The organism is Lichenicola sp. GTC18331 (genome assembly GCF_055386855.1).
The window spans coordinates 2,761,315-2,773,810 of the sequence record NZ_AP045015.1; the positions used below are offsets into that span (position 1 = coordinate 2,761,315).

Below are 12,496 nucleotides of genomic sequence, written 5' to 3' on the forward strand. Positions count from 1 at the left end.
GCGTCCGGCCCCGTCGCGCCGGACCGGACCCCGCCCGGACGTTGCCGACCCGGCCCAAGCCGTTTATGGGCTGCGAGGTCCAAGGGAGAGCATTGGCGTGCCGAAACCTGTCGCGGCTTCTTTGCCCGTTTGTTCCGCGACCCGTCGCGCGATCCGCACCCCGTTCGCCCGGAGGCTGCTGAGCGGCGCCGTCGCCCTGCCGCTGGTCTTGTCCGGCTGCGGCAGCGTGCAGTCGGTGCGCAACCTCGTCGCCGGTCCGCCCTCGCCCTACCTGTCCGGTTACATCGGCAGCGTCGTCGCCGACGAGCCGGTGGCCGCCCTGGCCGGGCGCGACGTGCTGGCCCGCGGCGGCAATGCCGCCGATGCCGCCGCCGCTACCGGCCTCGCCCTCGCCGTCACCCTGCCGTCCCGCGCCTCGCTCGGCGGCGGCGGCGCCTGCCTTGCCTGGCGCGCTGGCGACAAGGCGCCGCAGAGCTTCCTGTTCACACCCGTCGCCGGCACCGACGCCACCGGCCCCGGAGGCCGTCCCGCTTCCGTGCCGATGACGGCGCGCGGCCTGTTCCTGATGCAGGCGCAGTACGGCTCGGTGTCGTTCGACGACCTCGTGAAGCCTGCTGCCCGTCTCGCCCGGTCCGGCATCACCGTGTCCCGCGCGCTGGCCAACGATCTCGACGCGGTGCGCGGCCCGCTCTTCGCCGATCAGCAGGTCGCGGCGATCTTCGCCCGTCCGGACGGGGCGCCGGTGCAGACCGGCGACCAGCTCACCCAGCCCGATCTCGCCGCCACGCTGGACCGCCTCGCCATCGCCGGCGTCGGCGATCTCTATACCGGCCTGCTCTGGCGCGCCTATGCCGACGGCGTCGCCCAGGCGCGCGGCGGCGTGTCGGCCAGCGATATCCGCAACGCCATTCCGGGCGGCGGCGCGCCGCTGGTCGTGTCCGCCGGCAAGGATCAGGTCGCCTTCCTGCCGCCGCCGGCCGATGGCGGCTTGGGTGCCGCCGCGGCGTTCGGCGCGCTGCAGAACGGCGGCTCCGCGGCCGGCATCGCCGATGCCGCCGTCGCATCGTGGCGCGCGTCCCACCCGGCCGGCAGCGGCAATGCCGATCTCGCCGCCGAGGCGCAGTCCTTCCTGTCCGCGCCCGCCGCCGGCGGCGCCGCGCTCGGCCGTCTGCCCGCCTCCACCTCCTTCGCGGTGGTGGATCGCAACGGCGGCGCGGTCGCCTGCGCGCTGACCATGGACAACCTGTTCGGCACCGGCCGCGTCGCGGGCACCACCGGCATCATGCTCGGCGCCTCGCCGGCCCGCCTGCCGCCGCCGCTTCTGGCCGCATCGATCGCCTGGAACCCGTCCGCCGGCACGCTGCGCGCCGCCGTGGCCGGCTCCGGCCAGAACCAGGCCGCGGAGGCGGTGGCGGAGGCCACCAACAACGTGCTGCACGACCAGCCGGCCGCACCGGTCACGGAAACCGGCCGCGTCAACGCCATCGCCTGTCCGCGCGGCGCCGAGCACTGCACCGCCACCGCCGATCCGCGCGGCGACGGACTCGCCACGCGCTCCAACTGATCCGGTGGCCGCTCCCCGCCTGAAGCAGGGCAGCGGCGCCGCCCTGCCGTCGTTTCTGGCGATGGAGGTGGTGGCGCGCGCCAACGCACGCGATGCCGCGCGCGGCCCGGGCGACCCCAGGGTGATCCGGCTGGAGGTCGGCCAGCCCGCCACCGGCGCGCCGGCCACCGCCGTCCGCGCCGCCGTCGCCTCGCTCTCCGCCGCAGCACCCATGGGCTACACAGAAGCGTTCGGCCTCCCGTCGCTGCGACGGCGCATCGGCCGACATTACCGCGACACCTATGCCGCCGAGGTCGAACCCGAACGCATCGCCGTCTCCACGGGCGCGTCCGGCGGCTTCCTGCTCGCGTTTCTGGCCGCGTTCGATCCCGGCGACCGGGTGGCGATGGCCAGCCCGTACTATCCGCCCTATGCCAACATCCTCCGCGCGCTCGGCATGCGCCCCGTGGTCCTGCCCTGCGGCCCGGAAACCCGCTTCCAGCCGACGCTCGCCATGCTGGAAGCTCTGGCGGAAACCGCCGAGGGCCTGCCGGACGGGCTGATCGTCGCCAGCCCCTGCAACCCCGCCGGCACCACGCTGTCCGCCGACGAACTCGCCGCCCTGGCCCGGTTCTGCCACGCCAACGGCATTCGCCTGATCAGCGACGAGATCTATCACGGGCTGAACTGGAACGAGCCGCCGGCCACCGCCGCCGCTTTCTCGCCCAGCGCCATCGTCATCAACAGCTTCTCCAAATACTGGAGCATGACCGGCTGGCGCATCGGCTGGGTGGTGCTGCCGGACGATCTGCGCGCCCCGGTTTCCCGCCTCAAGCAGAACCTGTTCATCTCCGCGCCGCATGTCTCGCAGATCGCCGCGGAGGCCGCGTTCGAGGCCGGCGACGAGATCGCCAAAACGCTGGCGATCTATCGCCGCAACCGCGCCCATCTGCTCGGCGCCCTGCCGGCGGCGGGGCTGGACGATGTCGCCCCCGCCCAGGGCGCGTTCTACCTCTATGCCCGCACCCCGGAGGACAGCACCGTGTTCTGCGACCGGCTGCTGAACGACCTCTCCATCGCCGCCACGCCCGGCATCGATTTCGACCCGGAACGCGGCCATCGCTATGTCCGCTTCTCCTTCTGCGGTCCCGAGGCCGACATGATCGAGGCCGCACGCCGTCTGCGCGCAGGGACCGCACGCGGTGCCTGAGCGGCCGCGCGTCGTCGTGGTCGGCGCCGGCCCGGCCGGGCTCATGGCGGCCGAGCGCATCGCACCCCATGCCGCCGTCACCGTGCTGGAACGGATGCCGAGCCCGGCGCGCAAGCTGCTCATGGCCGGGCGCGGCGGACTCAACCTGTCGCATTCCGAGCCGATCGCGCCGTTCCTCGACCGCTACGGTGCCGCGCGCTCCTGGCTCGAACCGGCGATCCGCGCCTTTTCCCCGGATGCGCTGATCGCCTGGGCGGACGCGCTCGGCCAGCCCTGCTTCGTCGGCAGCTCCGGCCGCTGGTTCCCGCGCGCGATGAAGGCCTCGCCGCTGCTGCGCGCCTGGCTGCGACGTCTGGACGAGCAGGGCGTTTCCTTCCGCACGCGCACGCGCTTTCTCGGTTTCGCCGACGGGGGCGTGCGCATCGCCGACCCGTCCGGCGAGAGCGTTCTCCCCACGGATGCCGTGGTGCTGGCCATGGGCGGCGCCTCCTGGCCCCGGCTCGGCTCCGACGGCGCATGGGCGCCGGTTCTGGCCGGGGAGGGCGTCGCCGTGGCGCCGTTCCGCCCGGCCAATTGCGGCTTCTTCTGCGGCTGGAGCCCGGTTTTCGCCGCCCGCTTCGCCGGCGCGCCGCTCAAGAATGTCCGTTTGTCCTTCGGCGCGTTGTCTTCACGCGGCGACCTGATCCTGAGCCGGGACGGCATCGAGGGCGGCGCGGTCTACGGCCTGTCCGCCGTTCTGCGCGACGCCGTCGCTTCCGGCGCGCCGGCCACGCTTCTCGTCGATCTCCGCCCGGACCAGACCGAGGCCGACCTCGCCGCCCGCCTCGCCCGGGTGCGCGGACGGGAAAGCCTCAGCAACACGCTGCGCAAGGCCCTGTCCTTGTCGCCCGCCGCGATCGGCCTGCTGCGCGAATGCGGCGCACCGCCGGGCCGCGCCCCCACGGAACTGGCCGCGCGCATCAAGGCCGTGCCGGTGCTGGTCTTCGCCGCCGCCGGGATGGAGCGCGCCATTTCGAGCGCGGGCGGCATCGAAGCCGGCGCGATCGATGAGACGTTGATGCTGCGCAACCATCCGGGCGTGTTCGTGTGCGGGGAGATGCTGGACTGGGAGGCGCCCACCGGCGGCTACCTGCTGCAAGCCTCGTTCGCCACCGGCCATGCCGCCGGCGACGGCGCCGTGTCCTGGCTGCGATCACGCCGCTGACGCTGAAAGCCGTGTCGTGCGAGGAAACTTCGGCCGCGCTGACGGTATGAGGCAGACGGTCGGTCAACGTCGAACGCTTCCGGTTGGACCGGCGATCCCATAGCGCTGTTTGCGCGAAGGAGCCCCATGCGTCCGATCGCCCCGCTATCCGCCCTCGCCCTGCTCGGCCTCGCCGGTCTCTCGCTTGCCGCCTGCGATCCATCGCCGCGGCCCAGTCAGGCCGGTCTCTACACCAGCGACGATCGCTGCATCCGCGAGCGACAACGCTACAACGAGCCTTTGTTCGAAACGGTGCATGAGTGCGGCATGGAAGTTCCGGATCTCAGCAACGATCCCGATCTGCAACGCTGGGCCGCGGTGAACGGGCAGGCCTACCTGAAAACCGAGATCGGGCAGGATAGTCGCGAGCACTGGTTCTATTGCCGTCTGACGGGCTATCACCCCGGCAACGAGCCGACCGCGACGTCGCCATTCCGTTGCAAGGCCCTCGGGTTCACCACGCCGCTCGATATGCCGCATGACAAGCTCCGGCCGAGCCTGACCTCGGCCGGATGAGGCAAGTCACGCCGCTTCCTCTTCCAGAACGGACTCTTCTTCGCGCTCCAACTCTTCTTGTTCTGCTGCAAACAAACCGAACCGTGCCGCCACATCAGGCGCATAGCGCACCAGATCGGAGCGCAGACGGATCAAGGCCAGATCCTTCACCTTGCTTTCCAGCATCACGTCAAATTCGAGACCGTCCGCCACACGCATGAAGGTCGCGAATTCGAACGGCGAGCAGAAATCCGCATGTCCGGTCCAGACCGGCGCCACGGATACGGTCTTGTTCTTGCCGGTCTTGCGATCCTTGCGCACCAGCTCGCGCATGCCGTTGTTCGGCGTGGAGAAATGCAGCTTCGGGCGCTGCCCGTCCGGCCATGTGCTCAGGATGCGTTCCACCGCATCGCGCATTTCCATCCGTTCCGGATTCAGACACCAGAAATGCTGATGATCGAAGATCAGACGCACGCCGGTGCGTTCGTGAATCCACAAGACATCGGCGGCGGAAAAGCGCAGATCGTCGTGTTCCAGCACCAGACGCCGGCGCACAGGCTCCGGCAGGGTCGGCCAGGCCCTGACCCAGCGCTCGCGCGCCGCGTCGCGATCGTCGTAGACGCCGCCGACATGGATCACCATGACGGCCTCCTCGTCCAGATCCATCCGATCCAGCATCTCGGCCTGGCTGGCGAGGTCCCAGGCGCTCTTGCGCACCAGCTCCGCGTCCGGGCTGTTCAGCACCACGAACTGCGACGGGTGGAACGACAAACGAATGCCGAGACGCTTCGCCTTGGCCCCGAACGCGGCCAGCTCCGGCGCACTGTCGGCCACCATGGAGTGGAATTGCGGCAGATCGGGATGCGTCGCATACGGCGCGATGTCCGACGACATGCGATACATGCGGATATCGTGCCGATCGAGATGATCCAGCACGGCGTCGAGCATCTCCAGGCTCACCTTGAGATGCGGCTCGCTCTGCCAGCGGCGCGCATCGTTGCTCTTCAGATCCGGCCGCGCCATCACCTTCACCGGAAAACCGAGCCGAAGCGGCGATCCTGTCTGCGTCGTCATGCCGCCATCTTCCTCTCGTTCACGATCAATTCCGGACCGAAGCCCAGATCCTGGATGAACCGGTTCCAGACCGGGATCAGCAATGCCCCGCCGCTCGCCTGGCGATGCCCGTTGCCGTACTGCTCGTCCGCGCCGTCCGGCGCATGGTCACGAAAGAACGCGACTAGATCGACATCCTTCGCCGTCCGCGCTGCGAAATGCACCCAGCCGGGCCGGAACCCGGTATTCACCGCCATCACGATCCGGTCCTTCAACCGCCCGCGCCAGGACTGCGCGATCAGCGGATGGATCTGGCAGGCAGAATGCAGCCTGATCACGGCAAGCTCCTTGCCGACGACCGGCGCCAGCTTGCGCGCCGCCTCCATCGCCTCGGCCACCTCGCGTTTCGCCGCCAGCAGCCTCTCCGTCTCGGGATGCACGCCGGACAGAACCGCCTTCGGCCCGTCCGCCTTGTCCAGCAGCGCGAGCGCTGGCGCACCGTCGCCGCTGCCCGATCGTCTCGGTGCGTTCAGAAGAGATACGGCCTTGCGCAACGCCGTGATTCCGTAAGCCTTCCGCGCCGCCGCGAATTCCGGAAACACGCTGCCGCCATCGCCCAGATCGCCGATCAGCCCGATCGCCGCCAGCCACAACAGATCGTCCGCATCATCGATCATTCCGGCCGACGCCAGACCGCGCACGCACCAGAAGGCGAGCAGGCTCGATGTCGGCACGTCGGCCATTCGGTATCCGGTCAGGCCCAGCATACCGTCCGCCACCGTGCCGGACGCGAGATCGGTCACGTGATGGTCGATCACCACCGTCGGCGTCCCCGCGCACAAGACCTGCGCCCGCAATCCGAGATCCGATACGACCAGCGACCCCGGCGCGCACTGCTCCAGCGCCTGCCGCATCGCCGCCGACCACGCATTCTCGCCACGCCCGACCAAGCGCGTGCGAACGCTCCGTCCGCTGCGTCGCAAGGCACGCGCCAGGATCGCGCACGACGACAGCCCGTCCGCATCGTCATGCGACAGGATCAGCGTATCCCCGGGCGGAAACGCCGCCACCGCCCCGGCGAAGGCGCGTCCGATCTCGTGCTCGTTCATCCCGGTTTAACCGCCGAGCGCTGGAGGCGTTGCCCGGCAATCCGCCTGCGCCGGGGCGGGGAGGGGAACACGAAACCGAGAGCGCGCTTTTTTCGATCCGATGCGAGAGCGCAACAGAACCAAGGATCGGCAAGCCGAAACCCTCCGCGCCGTCACTTTCATGTCCGCGGGCCCGATCGTGCTTTCGGTATCTTGCAGACACATGTCCCGACCCGGAACGACCGCCCGCCGTCGCCGCGCGCGGCGACGCGCCGCCCGACTTGCCGGCCGCTCCGGGCGGGTGGAGCGTGGCGGAAAACAAGGAACCGCCATGACCATCTATACCGGGCCCGTCTTCGACATGGCCCGCACCCAGTTCGGCATCATTGCCGACCATCTCGACATCCCGCTCGATCAGCGCGACCGGCTGCTCTACCCCAAGCGCGCCATCACCGTGTCGATCCCGGTGCATATGGATGACGGGTCGCTCAAGGTGTTCCAGGGTTATCGCGTCCAGCACCATCTCACGCTCGGACCCACCAAGGGCGGCACACGCTTCTCCGGCAATCTCGACGTGGGCGAGGTCGCGGCCCTGGCGGTGTGGATGAGCTGGAAATGCGCGCTCGCCGGCCTGCCCTATGGCGGCGCCAAGGGCGGCGTCGCCTGCGATCCGCCGATGCTGTCGCGTCGCGAGCTCGAAGCCGTGTCCCGACGCTACATGCAGGAGATGATCCCGTTCGTCTCGCCGCAGACCGACGTGATGGCGCCGGACATGGGCACGGACGAGCAGGTGATGGCGTGGTTCATGGACACCTATTCCATGCATCAGGGCCACGCCGTCAGCGAGATCGTCACCGGCAAGCCCGTCGCCCTCGGCGGCACCGAGGGCCGTCGCGAAGCCACAGGGCGCGGCGTCGCGCATCTGGTGCGCCGTGCCTGCGATGCGATCGGCCTCGACCCCGCGCGCAGCACCGCCATCGTGCAGGGCTTCGGCAATGTCGGCAGCGTTTCCGCCTACACGCTCGCCCGCCGCTACGGCGTCCGCATCACCGGCCTGTCGGATCATACCGCCGCCCTGTTCGATCCGGACGGCCTGCCGCTGGAGGCGATCGAACGCCACGTCGCCCGCGAAGGCGTGCTGCGCGGCTTCTCCCGCGACTCCCTGATCGACGGCGCCGCCCTGCTCGAACAGCGCTGCGACATTCTGGTGCCGGCAGCTTTGGAGCGCGTCATCACCGCGGAGAATGCCGGCCGTCTGCGTTGCCGCATCCTCGCCGAAGGCGCCAACGGTCCCACCACGCCGGAAGCCGATCTTCTGCTCGACCAGAGGCGCGACGAGATCTTCGTGATCCCCGACATTCTCTGCAATTCGGGCGGCGTGATCGTGTCTTATTTCGAATGGGTGCAGGATCTGCAGCGCCTGTTCTGGACCGAGACGGAGGTGAACAACCGGCTCGAACAGCTGCTCGACAGCGCCTTCGAGCGCGTGCAGCAGCGCGCGCGCGAACGACGCGTCTCCAACCGCACCGCCGCCATGGCGATCGGCGTCGAACAGGTCCGCGCCGGCAAGCGTCTTCGCGGCCTGTTCCCGTAAGCCGGATTGCCGATCGACCCTCCGCACGCGATGCGACGCGCTGCGGAGGGGGGGGGCGATCACGCGTTTGTTGACGGTCTCGCGCGTCGTTCGGTCTGAGCGGCCGCATCGCCCTGCCGTATGGTCCGTCGTGGCAACATCACGGGAGCACGCGGTTGAACACCAGGATCATCATGAGCTTCGCGATGGCGCAGAACGGCTGGGCCTTCTCGCATTGGCTCTGGTTGAGGCTGAAACGCCATTACGGCCTGCACGAGGTCGGCGACGTCTATAACGACTACCTCGACAACGTCGACATTCCGTTGCCGCCCAAAGGCGCGATCCTCGAACAGATCGATTATCGCGAAAGCACCGGCCTGCGTCCGCAAGCCAATGTCTCGGTCCCGCTCCGGGCGGAGCAGCATCCGCAAATAGCGGAAACGCTCGCCTGGCTCTGGGACCGCCGTGGTGAAAGAGACTGGAGTACGGTGCCGACCCGTCCGATCGGCCGACGTCGCGAGGATTGGGAGGCGCTGTTCACCCTGGCGCTCCAGCAGGCGCAGGTCGCTGTCGTCATCCTCACGCAGCAATACGCGCAGAGCACCTACTGCACGGGAGAATGCACGCTGTTCGCGCAGGAGATCGAACGGCGCGCGCAGGAAGGTGCGGCACCGCTCCGCGTCGTCGTTCTGTATCTGGTGCCGGACGATACCGAGCACGTGCTCGCACGCCTGCCGAGCGCCCAAGTCGTCTACGGGCACCGGTATTTCAATTTCGACAAGACCCGCTCCGATACTCATCCCGAGCGCTTCGAGCCGCTGCTGACGGACGACGAGCACTGGAAGATCGAGGACGACGTCTATGCGCGCCTGCTCGAGGCGATCGGTCCGATCGCCTGAACCGTGCGATCGTCAGTCGTAAGGACCGCCGAAGAAAAGACGGTCCGGCGCGACATGGGCGATCCGCCTCCCCGTCGGCGTGCAGGGAAACGTCTTCTTGATCGCCGCATCGGTCACGGGATCGCCGGCGAAGGGAATCTGCCATGCCCAGGCCGTGCGTTGCCGTGTCCCGTCATCGGTCAGATCCGGATCTGTCGCACGGCACGGTTTCAATGCCGCCGCTGCCGCCTGAACATCGCGCGCGCCTCGTCGCGCAGTTGCTGCGTGCTGTCGGCGTGACACCCGTGCAGATCGCGGACCCCGTCATGCGTGGCGAAGAAATGGAAATCCGACGTGTCGGTCTCGCGCAGAACGACACCCACGAACACCCCGGCCACCTCGACGATCTCTGAGTTCCACATCTTCCGTCCACCACTTTCCGGCATCAGCCGATGCCCCGAACCCGTCCTACCGATCCATTGACCGACCGATATAAACGCTCTCGAATCGTTGTTTTCGGAAATTACACAAACCCGCGCGGCATTGCAAAGCCGTTATCGACCGCAGCCAGGACCACGCCCGAGCGTTGTCGTCTGCCATGACCCGCAGCGCTTTTACCATCGGCGTGATCTCCGACACGCACGGCCTGCTCCGCCCCGCGGCTCTCGACGCCCTGGGCGGCAGCGACGCGATCATTCATGCCGGCGATATCGGCCGCCCGGACATTCTTGACGCCCTGGCCGCCCTGGCGCCGCTCACCGTCGTGCGCGGCAATGTCGACCGGCAGCCCTGGTGCGCGCCGATCCCGGACACAGCGACGCTCACCCGGGGCGGCACGCGGATCCTCGTCGTCCATGACCTCGCTACCCTGCCGTTCGATCCCGCCGAGGCAGGCTACGACGCCATCGTGTCGGGCCATTCCCACAAACCCGGACTCGGGCGCCGCGACGGCGTGCTGTTCCTCAATCCCGGCAGCGCGGGCCCGCGCCGCTTCACCCTGCCGATCTCCGTCGCCCGGATCCGGATCGACGAGAGGGGGATTTCCGCCGACCTGCTCACTTTGGACCCCTGACCGACTCCTTGCGGCGATTGCTCAGCCCACCCTCCGCCCTGTAATTCCCCCCGCCATGACCGTTTCGATCGAGATCGGCGCCCGCGCCGAAGCCGGAGGCCTGTCCGGAAACCAGCCGGCGCTGCTCGATCTCGAGGAGCTGCTGTCCACGCGCCTGCTTGTCCAGGGCAATTCCGGCTCCGGCAAGTCGCATCTGCTGCGACGCCTGATGGAACAAAGCGCCCCCTGGGTGCAGCAGGCGGTGATCGATCCGGAAGGCGATTTCGTCGGCTTCGGCGACCGATTCGGCCATCTGGTGATCGACGCCGCCGACCACACGGAGGCCGAACTCGTCGCCGCCGGCGAGCGCATGCGGGCGCACCGCATCTCCGTCGTGCTCAACCTCGAAGGCCTCGACGCCGAACACCAGATGCGCCGCACCGCCACCTTCCTGGGCGGCATGTTCGAGGCGCCGCGCGAGCATTGGTATCCGGTGCTGGTGGTGGTGGACGAGGCCCAGCTCTTCGCCCCCGCGGCCTCGTCCGAGGTGCCGGAGGAAGCCCGGCGCACCTCGCTCGCCGCCATGACCAACCTGATGTGCCGCGGCCGCAAGCGCGGTCTCGCCGGGGTGGTGGCGACGCAGCGCCTCGCCAAGCTGGCCAAGAACGTCGCCGCCGAAGCGACCAATTTCCTGATGGGCCGCACCTTTCTCGATATCGACATGGCCCGCGCCGCCGATCTGCTCGGCATGGAGCGGCGCCAGGCGGAAGCGTTCCGCGATCTCGCACGCGGCCAGTTCATCGCCCTCGGCCCCGCTCTGTCGCGCAGACCGCTGCCGGTCCGGATCGGCGCGGTGGAGACCGCCAGCCGCTCCGCCGGCCCGTCTCTGCTCCCGCTCCCGGTCGCCGCTCCCGAGGCGATGCGCGAACTCGTGCTGACGCCGCTTCCGGACGCGCCGGCACGCACGCGCCGCGCCCCGGCCCCGCCGCCGCCCGATCTGCTCGCCCAGCTCGCCGCGCATGGCGACCGCAAGCGCGAGGCCGCACGGGCCGAGGACGCCGAAACCGTGCCCGCCCAGCGCACGCTGGAGGACGCCGCCGATCACACGCGCAAGGTCCGCGCCGTGCTCGCCGCCATCCTGAGCGACCCCGATGCCGCCTTCCGCCCCGTGGGCGTGCTGTATCAGGACTTCCTGGTGCGCTGCCGGATCGAGGGCATGGGCCGCGAGGCGCTCGACATGCCGCGCTTCCGCCGTGCCCTCGCCACGGCCCGCTCAGGCATCGCCCCCGAAGCGGCGGAGAAGGCCGACTGGCGCGAAGCCGAACGTCTCGCCTCCACCCTGCCGGAAGACGTGCAGCCGGTGTTCCTGCTGGTCGCGCGCGCCGCGATCGAGCGCGCGCCCTGTCCCGACGACGCCGACATCGCCCGCGCCTTCGGCACCCATTCCGCAGGGCGCGCCCGCCGCCAGCTTGCCTATCTGGAAGAACAGAACGTGCTGGTGCTGCGCGAGGACGGCGCCGGACGACGCTCCGCCGCCATCATCGGCCCGGGCTGGGAAACCCTGCCGGCCCCGGCGAACTGAGCCGGAACGGACCCGCCTGCGGAACGCTCCGCCGCCCCCCGGTTTATTGCCAATCGGATCGACAGAGGCTTTCCTGCCGCCGATCCGCTTCGGGAGTAGACCATGATCCGCAGCCGCGCCGTTTCTCGAATCCTTCCGGCCAGTCTCATGCTGGCCGCCTGTGTCGGGAGCATGCCGGTTCCGGCGAAGGCCGCCACCAAGGGCGGCGTCACCCTGCCGGACACGATGCAGGTCGGAAACACGACGCTGGTGCTGAACGGGATCGGCGTCCGGTCCTTCACCATCCTGCATATCCGCGGCTATGTCGGCGCGCTCTATCTGCCGCGCAAAAGCACCGACGTCGACACCATCCTGGACCAGCCCTACCCCAAGGTGCTGACGATCCACTACGTCCATTCCGGCACGGAAGCGCAGCTCAACAAGCTCTACATGGAGTCGAGCCGCACCTACTGCGCCAAGCATGCCTGCACCGATGCCGACAAGGTCGCGTTCCAGCAGATGCTGACGGCGATCCGGCCTGTGAAGCCCGGCGATTATTCCACGTTCGTGCTCACCGACCACGGCGTCGATGTTTATCTCGACGGGCAGAAGCTGACCTCGGTGCCGGACGCCCATTTCGGACGCATCATCCTCGACTCCGATCTCGGCAGCACCGCCCCATCCGCCGAACTGCGCGACGGTCTGCTCGGCCTGCCGACGGACTGACCGCAAGCGCCGCCGGCCCGTCCTTTCCTGAAGAAAAGAACCAAAGACTTCCATCCGTCCGAACCGTGCGTGCCG

Annotated in this window: 12 protein-coding genes; 9 read left to right on the forward strand and 3 right to left on the reverse strand. The window is 69.2% G+C overall.

Annotation, left to right across the window (positions count from 1 at the left end):
* Positions 1–151: 151 nt before the first annotated feature.
* The 4 genes from ACZ5BM_RS12640 (at position 152) to ACZ5BM_RS12655 (ending at position 4,512) form a co-directional block, all read left to right on the forward strand.
* Complete coding sequence (locus tag ACZ5BM_RS12640) at positions 152–1,564, forward strand: gamma-glutamyltransferase (RefSeq protein ID WP_498911616.1); 1,413 nt, start codon at positions 152–154, stop codon at positions 1,562–1,564.
* Positions 1,565–1,568: 4 nt separating this feature from the next.
* On the forward strand, positions 1,569–2,753 hold the full coding sequence (locus ACZ5BM_RS12645) for a pyridoxal phosphate-dependent aminotransferase (RefSeq protein WP_498908416.1): 1,185 nt from the start codon (positions 1,569–1,571) through the stop codon (positions 2,751–2,753).
* Positions 2,746–3,957, forward strand: coding sequence for a Rossmann-fold NAD(P)-binding domain-containing protein (locus ACZ5BM_RS12650; RefSeq protein WP_498908418.1), 1,212 nt, complete (start codon positions 2,746–2,748; stop codon positions 3,955–3,957). The genes ACZ5BM_RS12645 and ACZ5BM_RS12650 overlap by 8 nt, the downstream gene beginning before the upstream one ends.
* Positions 3,958–4,083: 126 nt before the next feature.
* Complete coding sequence (locus ACZ5BM_RS12655; RefSeq protein WP_498908420.1) at positions 4,084–4,512, forward strand: hypothetical protein; 429 nt, start codon at positions 4,084–4,086, stop codon at positions 4,510–4,512.
* Between the two features lie 6 nt (positions 4,513–4,518).
* Here ACZ5BM_RS12655 and uvsE read toward each other — a convergent pair whose 3' ends face one another.
* Both uvsE and ACZ5BM_RS12665 read right to left on the reverse strand, forming a co-directional pair.
* Positions 4,519–5,565 carry a UV DNA damage repair endonuclease UvsE gene (gene uvsE, locus ACZ5BM_RS12660; protein WP_498908421.1) on the reverse strand — a complete coding sequence of 349 codons (1,047 nt, stop codon included), beginning with the start codon at positions 5,563–5,565 and terminating at the stop codon, positions 4,519–4,521.
* Entirely contained in the window at positions 5,562–6,653 is a 1,092-nt protein-coding gene (locus ACZ5BM_RS12665; RefSeq protein ID WP_498908422.1) for a hypothetical protein, read from the reverse strand. Before ACZ5BM_RS12665 ends, uvsE begins: the two co-directional genes overlap by 4 nt.
* 310 nt (positions 6,654–6,963) lie before the next feature.
* On the opposite strand from ACZ5BM_RS12665, the gene ACZ5BM_RS12670 reads away from it, so the two are divergent.
* Both ACZ5BM_RS12670 and ACZ5BM_RS12675 read left to right on the forward strand, forming a co-directional pair.
* Positions 6,964–8,226, forward strand: a complete 1,263-nt coding sequence (locus ACZ5BM_RS12670) for a Glu/Leu/Phe/Val family dehydrogenase (RefSeq protein ID WP_498908424.1) — start codon at positions 6,964–6,966, stop codon at positions 8,224–8,226.
* A gap of 155 nt (positions 8,227–8,381) precedes the next feature.
* The gene (locus ACZ5BM_RS12675) at positions 8,382–9,104 is read left to right on the forward strand and encodes a hypothetical protein (RefSeq protein WP_498908425.1); all 723 of its coding nucleotides are present in this window, start codon (positions 8,382–8,384) and stop codon (positions 9,102–9,104) included.
* Between the two features lie 209 nt (positions 9,105–9,313).
* Here ACZ5BM_RS12675 and ACZ5BM_RS12680 read toward each other — a convergent pair whose 3' ends face one another.
* Positions 9,314–9,505 (reverse strand): hypothetical protein, encoded by a 192-nt coding sequence (locus ACZ5BM_RS12680; protein WP_498908426.1) that lies wholly within the window; start codon positions 9,503–9,505, stop codon positions 9,314–9,316.
* 176 nt (positions 9,506–9,681) lie between these two features.
* Between ACZ5BM_RS12680 and ACZ5BM_RS12685 the strand changes: the two genes are divergently transcribed.
* The 3 genes from ACZ5BM_RS12685 to ACZ5BM_RS12695 all read left to right on the forward strand — a co-directional run bounded on the left by ACZ5BM_RS12685 (position 9,682) and on the right by ACZ5BM_RS12695 (position 12,421).
* Entirely contained in the window at positions 9,682–10,155 is a 474-nt protein-coding gene (locus ACZ5BM_RS12685) for a metallophosphoesterase family protein (protein WP_498908427.1), read from the forward strand.
* 55 nt (positions 10,156–10,210) lie between these two features.
* Complete coding sequence (locus ACZ5BM_RS12690) at positions 10,211–11,716, forward strand: ATP-binding protein (RefSeq protein ID WP_498908428.1); 1,506 nt, start codon at positions 10,211–10,213, stop codon at positions 11,714–11,716.
* Between the two features lie 102 nt (positions 11,717–11,818).
* The gene (locus ACZ5BM_RS12695) at positions 11,819–12,421 is read left to right on the forward strand and encodes a chalcone isomerase family protein (protein WP_498908429.1); all 603 of its coding nucleotides are present in this window, start codon (positions 11,819–11,821) and stop codon (positions 12,419–12,421) included.
* The last annotated feature ends 75 nt before the right edge of the window (positions 12,422–12,496 follow it).